The 6,657-nt window shown below is 34.9% G+C and carries 6 protein-coding genes and 1 riboswitch; of the genes, 3 read left to right on the top strand and 3 right to left on the bottom strand.

Translation table 11 applies throughout. From position 1 onward, the window contains the following. Nucleotides 1-692 precede the first annotated feature (692 nt). Nucleotides 693-1,997 (bottom strand): NCS2 family permease, encoded by a 1,305-nt coding sequence (locus ACIQZA_RS23040; protein ID WP_142510346.1) that lies wholly within the window; start codon nt 1,995-1,997, stop codon nt 693-695. Nucleotides 1,998-2,132: 135 nt separating this feature from the next. Then, a riboswitch (purine riboswitch) is annotated at nt 2,133-2,234 on the bottom strand. Between the two features lie 226 nt (nt 2,235-2,460). Continuing rightward, a complete protein-coding gene (locus tag ACIQZA_RS23035) occupies nt 2,461-3,129 on the bottom strand; it encodes an MOSC domain-containing protein (protein ID WP_402884160.1) in 669 nt (222 codons plus the stop codon). Between the two features lie 439 nt (nt 3,130-3,568). Here ACIQZA_RS23035 and ACIQZA_RS23030 point away from each other — a divergent pair, with 439 nt between their 5' ends. The 3 genes from ACIQZA_RS23030 to ACIQZA_RS23020 are packed head-to-tail and all read left to right on the top strand — an operon-like array spanning nt 3,569 to nt 4,975. Then, nucleotides 3,569-4,009, top strand: a complete 441-nt coding sequence (locus ACIQZA_RS23030; protein ID WP_402884158.1) for a LytTR family DNA-binding domain-containing protein — start codon at nt 3,569-3,571, stop codon at nt 4,007-4,009. Then, complete coding sequence (locus ACIQZA_RS23025) at nt 4,006-4,422, top strand: hypothetical protein (RefSeq protein WP_402884156.1); 417 nt, start codon at nt 4,006-4,008, stop codon at nt 4,420-4,422. Before ACIQZA_RS23030 ends, ACIQZA_RS23025 begins: the two co-directional genes overlap by 4 nt. Nucleotides 4,423-4,432: 10 nt before the next feature. Continuing rightward, nucleotides 4,433-4,975 (top strand): DUF7010 family protein, encoded by a 543-nt coding sequence (locus ACIQZA_RS23020; protein WP_400940958.1) that lies wholly within the window; start codon nt 4,433-4,435, stop codon nt 4,973-4,975. Between the two features lie 47 nt (nt 4,976-5,022). Here the strand turns inward: ACIQZA_RS23020 and guaA are convergent, their stop codons facing one another. Next, nucleotides 5,023-6,573 carry a glutamine-hydrolyzing GMP synthase gene (guaA, locus tag ACIQZA_RS23015; protein ID WP_402884154.1) on the bottom strand — a complete coding sequence of 517 codons (1,551 nt, stop codon included), beginning with the start codon at nt 6,571-6,573 and terminating at the stop codon, nt 5,023-5,025. Nucleotides 6,574-6,657 lie beyond the last annotated feature (84 nt).

Below are 6,657 nucleotides of genomic sequence, written 5' to 3'. Positions count from 1 at the left end.
GCCAGCGTTCGTCCTGAGCCAGGATCAAACTCTCCATAAAAAGAAATTTGATTAGCTCAAATTGTTTTGCTGGCATCATGTTTGATGTCCAAAATATTGTTTCGTTCACTAACTCGAGGTTAGCTACTAAAAACTTTATTGATTACGTTTTGCTTGTTCAGTTTTCAAGGTTCATTAGTTTGTCGCATTTAAGTGACTTACTTTACTTTAACATAGTGTTGACTCTATGTCAATCATTTATGTTAGTAGTTTTTTTAGCTGTTGTTGTTTCGTAACAACGTTTATAAATATATCACCTTAATATTAAGTTTGCAAGAGATTTATTAAAATAAAACTATTCCAAATAAATCAATTATACCTCAGTATAATTGCGTCCGAAATCGGTCGGAGGCTTTAGGCCAACATGATGTTGGTTGGTTGGTCGCTCAGTCTTTTCCATAGGACGTGACAACGACTGAGTTCCTCTACAACTGAAAGGAGTTAAAGGGAGTTTCTTCTATAGAATATAATTCAACTACACATGAATGTTATACATTCTACATTTACATTATAAACAGTTAATTCAATTCCTCCTGATCTCTTATCAATAAGATTGTTTTATATTATAGTTTTTAATTCTTCAATAAGAAAAGCACCTACAATTGTTAGTCAACAATTGAGGTGCTGTTTATCTTTCTATTGTGTATTTATATTTAGCGTACCCATATAAAGTATGCAAGGAAAACAAAGAACAATCCGTACATCATAGGATGAATTTCTTTTTTACGACCCGCTAAAAGCATTGTTATTGGATAGAAGACAAAGCCTATTGCAATACCAGTAGCAATTGAGTAACCAAGAGGCATCATGATTACAGTAAAGAAAGCAGGTACTGCAATTTCGAATTTATCCCAATCAATTAAACGTAATGAAGATACCATCAGAACACCTACAATAACTAGAGCTGGCGCTGTTACTGCTGGAGTTACTACAGCGAGTAATGGTGAGAAGAATAATGCGACCAGGAATAGTATTGCCGTTACAACAGCAGAGAAACCTGAACGAGCACCTGCAGCTACACCAGAAGTTGATTCAACATATGCTGTAGTTGTTGATGTACCAAATAAAGAACCAATTGTTGTTGCAAGAGCATCAGCCATCAATGCACGGCTTGCACGTGGTAATTTATTATCTTTTACTAATCCCGCTTGTGTCGCAACTGCCATTAAAGTACCTGCTGTATCAAAGAAATCTACAAACAAGAATGTTAAGACAACTACTAAAAATTTAACGTTTAATAATGAATCAAAGTCATTAAAAATTGGTTTTAAAGCTACCATAAACGTAGAATCTACACTTGGAATTGCTGAAACAACTGCTGTAGGAGGTACAATGACACCTGTAATCATACCAACAACTGCTGTTATAACCATCCCTAAGAAAATACCAATACTTCGTAGTTTAATAATAAGAATAATTGAAAGGACAATCCCGAATACAGCTAGTAAAGTTGAACCAGAGAATGTTCCTAAAGTAACCAATGTAGCTGGGCTAACAACGATAATCTTAGCTCCTTGTAACCCTACAAATGTTATAAACAAACCAATTCCTGCTGAAACCGCATATTTAAGTTGGACCGGAATTGCATTAATGACTGTTTCACGAATACCTGTTAACGAAAGAATGATAAAGATAACACCTGAGAAGAAAACACCTGTTAAACCAGTTTGCCATGGAATACCGTACGCTCCAACTACAGTGAAAGCAAAGAATGCGTTTAAGCCCATACCAGGAGCAAGTGAAATTGGGAATTTGGCGAAAATACCCATAATCAGAGAACCGACTGCAGCTGCTAATGCTGTAGCTACGAATACAGCTCCTTTATCCATTCCTGCATTTTCTAACATACCAGGGTTAACAGCTAAAATGTAAGCCATAGCAAGGAATGTTGTAATACCACCTATTATTTCGCGGCGATAATTAGTTCCTAATTCATCGAACATGAAATACTTTTTCATTTTAAAGAAATCCTCCGTATGGTCGTCTTCAATATCGAAAACAAAAAAAACACGCTGACTACTCTACTAGTCGCATGTCTACGATACATTTCATCACCATTACTATAGCGTGAAATCAATTAGTGTCTATATATTGGTATATATAACTAAAATCGTAGTCAAGTTATTTACGGTAACTTGGTAGAAACTCACGGGCCTTATCCCCGACATTATACGACGACATATTTAATTTACAATCAATATATCATTTCACTTTTCAGATTTCAACCCTATTTCCGAACATTTTTTATAAAATCTACACGAAAGTTCGTGTAAAATCCTTATTTAATGTTCACATTATAAGAAATCGTTGCATAAATAGGTCAAGACTGAACGTTTTAGCGATAGTTATAAAATAAAAAATCCCCTAGAACTCAATCGAATTCTTGAGGATATTAATAGAGCTCCCTTGAGCAACATATGTTTAGTTCATCACTTTACTTTGCAAGAGCTGAACTCTTTTTTCTAATTTTTGTTTCCAATCTTCTGCTAATGCATCAACTACTTGTATACGTTTCATCGCAAGTGCGTCTTTGTTTTTAAAATACACTTCGTTGCAATGTAAAACTGAAATACCTTCAGGGTGCTTTTCCACTAATTCAATTTTTGAATCTGCACAGATTGTCCCTTCTTCCAGTACACGAGCAAGGAAGCCCGTATAACCTGTTTCAATTAAACGTTTAAGTAAAATGTTCGCCTCTGCATATTTATCAATCGTACTACAAGGTACACGTCCTTGGGTAACTTGGATGACAGCATCACCTATTTTATAAATATCACCAATACAAATATCCGCTTCCAACATATTCGTTACTGTTAAGTTTTCACCGAATGCTGCTGTCGGCAACGGTTTACCAAGTTCCTGTTCCCATTGTATGTAATGCTCCGCAGGATATAAACAAACGGCACGATCAGGACCACCATGATGTTTTTTATCTGCTACATCGTCTCCCTCAAATCCACGAGCAGACAAATATACTTCTTGTACTTTTCGTTTTTCAATCCCTGTAATCATTGAGCGCCCATTACTATAATGCAATTCTTTCGGCATACCAATAGCAAGTGTGTGAATCATCGCTTTATTTTTTTCCATTTCCGTCCCTCCTAAACTAAACAACGACATAGAGTCCTATTTATATTCATTAGTTTACTATACCTAACGTTTCGAAAGTATTATCCTTAAACTAAAGAATTTCAAAAACTATAATTTATTGTGGCTTAACATCCTCTACTTTCTCAACTCCTAATTCCATAAAAATATACAATCAGTTTAACTTCTTCATCTGCTGAAAAGTAACTTAAACATGTATCCATCTCACCAGCTACTTCTGTACCTGTCGCTTCGCTTTCGCTATAGAAATAATTGCTGAAGTTAAACACCAATTGAAAATCTTTTTTTGATGGTGTGAAAACTGTAGCTTTAAATTTACTGAATCAACGTTGTAACAAAACCTATTAATTTTGCAACAAAACGAAAACTCGTCGTAAGTTCCGAGAAGTGTTGTTACGATTAAAACAGGAAGGAGATCCACATGAAATTCAACTACATTTGGAAAAACAATCAATCATCTTCTGAAATTAAGATTATCAGTAATCCATCGAATAAAGAATTGCTATCGACAATTGAACAGCAATTTTTTCAATCTACAACATTAAGCGCAACAGATCTCAAAACAAATCGTCAGGTTATGATTGAACTCAATAACATCGAGGCAATTGAAGCATCTGGTCATTTCACCAAAGTCTTTTTATTAAATGGTACAGAACTATTGCTGAATAAGATTTTAAAAGAATTATCTTACTTGGAATCTTTCGGATTGGTTAGAATCAATAATTCTATGATTTTAAATTTGCATCAAATACGCTCATTTGCTTCGGGAAGTCATGCTAGATTGGAAGTTATTACAAAACAACAAAATAAGTATATTGTCAGTAGACATTATGCAAAATCTATTAAGGAGAAATTAATATGATAAAAGACTTAAAAAACAGCTTTTTATACGTTTCATTTTTGGGGTTGATTTGGATTGTTTTTTTAATTACCATTTTTAATCTTCACGAAGAAATAGTCAACTTTCTTTACATTTGGAATTTAATTGGTATTAGCGTACTAATGGGGATTGTTTTTGGTATAGCTTATCCATATTTGTGGAACTACTCAACATTAAAAGTAACATTTAAAATTGCTATTAGTACTGTTTTGAATTTTTTCTGTGGCATAGGAAGTGTATATCTTTTTTCACTGAAAGTATTTGCAATTATTAAACCTTATTTATTGCTAATTTTATTGATAACGTTGATTGGTCATATCATCGGATTTTATTTTTTCTCAAAATATGAAAATAAAAAAATAGCGGATAGTTTGAACAGATCACTTGAAGATTAAGGAGACTGAAATGAACTTCAATACTAGCTTACAAGTACTATTAAATGATATTGCTCAGAAACAAAGGAAGGGGCTTCCTTTTATAATGGCCTCAATATTTATTTGGGGAGTTATCACAGTAATCGCGTTACTGCCTTTAGATTTAATGATAAAAAATATAGGTATTTTATCTTGCGGTGCATTGTTGTTTCCTGTGTCAATTCTTTGTGCCAAAATATTAAATGTTGATTTATTTTATAAAGAAAATCCATTGATTAATGGACTATTGATTGCAACAAACAATCAAATTTTATATTTAATTATTTGTATCCTTCTTTTAATTAAAGCACCTATGTGGGTCTTACCTGTATATGCAATTATTTACGGTGCACATTTGTTACCGTATTCATTCTTTTATCAATCAAAAAGTTATCGATATAGTTCAATAATTATTTGTATAGCGATTTTGATAAGTATAATTTTCTTCCATTTAAATATTATTTTTGTCTCGTTAATCGTAGAAATTGGTGTACTTTTCTTATTTTTAATGCTAAAAAAAGAAATAAAAAGCTAGTCTGAAAAAAATCAGACTAGCTTTTTATTCAAAATCAAATGAGGGGATTATTCCCACTCAATCGTTGCAGGTGGCTTAGATGTAATATCATACAGCACGCGGTTAACGTGTTTTACTTCGTTTACTAGGCGGACAGAGATTTTCTCTAGTACATCCCAAGGAATGCGCGCCCAGTCAGAAGTCATACCGTCGATAGATGTTACTGCACGGATACCGATTGAATAGTCATACGTACGTGCATCGCCCATTACGCCAACTGAACGGATGTCAGGTAATACCGTGAAGTATTGCCAGATGTCGCGATCAAGACCAGCTTTTGCGATTTCCTCACGTAGGATGAAATCAGATTCGCGTACGATTTCTAGTTTTTCTTCTGTTACTTCACCAAGTACACGGATTCCTAGACCTGGACCTGGGAATGGTTGACGCCAAACGATTTTTTCGTCAAGGCCAAGCTCTAATCCTAGTGCGCGCACTTCGTCTTTAAATAATGTGTTAAGTGGCTCAATTAATTGGAATTGCATGTCTTCTGGAAGACCACCAACGTTATGGTGAGATTTAATAGTTTGTGCAGTTGATGTTCCAGATTCAATGATATCTGTGTAAAGCGTACCTTGTGCTAGGAAGTCCATTCCTTCAAGTTTAGCTGCTTCTTCATCGAATACGTAAATAAATTCGTTACCGATAATTTTACGTTTTTGCTCTGGATCAGAAACGCCCGCAAGTTTACCCATGAAACGTTGACGTGCATCAATTTTAATAAGATTCATGTCGAAGTCTTCTGTAAATGTTTTCATAACTTGCTCAACTTCACCTTTACGGTTTAAGTTGTGGTCAACGAACATACAAGTTAGTTGGTCGCCAATTGCTTTATGAATTAGCACAGCAACAACTGATGAGTCTACACCGCCAGAAAGTGCACATAATACTTTTTTGTCGCCTACTATTTCGCGGATTTTTGCGATTTCAAGTTCAATGAAGTTTGCCATTGACCAATCGCCTTTTGCTCCACAAATGTCGAATACGAACTGACGTAATAAGTCGTTACCGTATACAGAGTGACGTACTTCCGGGTGGAATTGTACTGCATATAGTTTACGTTCTACATTTGCCATTGCAGAGATTGGGCAAGCAGCACTTGTTGCGATTACTTCAAAACCAGCAGGTACTTCTGTTACATGGTCTCCATGGCTCATCCAAACGATTTGTTCAGTTGGTAAGTTACCGAATAATTTGTTTGAAGCTGTTACTTTAATTTCTGCTTTACCATATTCGCGTGTTTCAGCACCTTCAACTTTACCACCTTGCGTATGTGCCATTAATTGCATACCATAGCAAATACCTAAGATTGGTAAGCCTAATTCGAAAATAGCTGGGTCTACATGGAAGGCATTTTCGTCATAAACTGAGTTTGGACCACCTGAAAAAATAATGCCTGTTGCGTTCATACCTTTAATTTCTTCAGCTGTAATCGTATGAGGATGTAACTCACTGAAAACACCAAATTCACGGATACGACGCGTAATCAATTGGTTAAATTGGCTACCGAAATCAAGAACGACGATTTTTTCTTGCTCTAATAAAGGGCTTGCTGACAATATATCCACCTCTTCTACTATTTTTAAAGGACTTTTCATATGTTCAAAGAAAAACGCGTATGAAAGTAAAACCTTCCTACGCGT

Source organism: Lysinibacillus sp. NPDC096382, from assembly GCF_044762845.1.
Taxonomy (GTDB): domain Bacteria; phylum Bacillota; class Bacilli; order Bacillales_A; family Planococcaceae; genus Lysinibacillus.
Note: the sequence above shows the minus strand (reverse complement) of the source record. Positions and strands in the feature narration are given on the sequence as shown.

Excerpts from the sequence above, each read along its gene's own strand:
- ACIQZA_RS23040 (WP_142510346.1), bottom strand. The coding sequence starts at position 1,997 with ATGAAAAAGTATTTCATGTTCGATGAATTAGGAACTAATTATCGCCGC.
- ACIQZA_RS23030 (WP_402884158.1), top strand. The coding sequence starts at position 3,569 with ATGAAATTCAACTACATTTGGAAAAACAATCAATCATCTTCTGAAATT.
- ACIQZA_RS23035 (WP_402884160.1), bottom strand. The coding sequence starts at position 3,129 with ATGGAAAAAAATAAAGCGATGATTCACACACTTGCTATTGGTATGCCG.
- ACIQZA_RS23020 (WP_400940958.1), top strand. The coding sequence starts at position 4,433 with ATGAACTTCAATACTAGCTTACAAGTACTATTAAATGATATTGCTCAG.
- ACIQZA_RS23025 (WP_402884156.1), top strand. The coding sequence starts at position 4,006 with ATGATAAAAGACTTAAAAAACAGCTTTTTATACGTTTCATTTTTGGGG.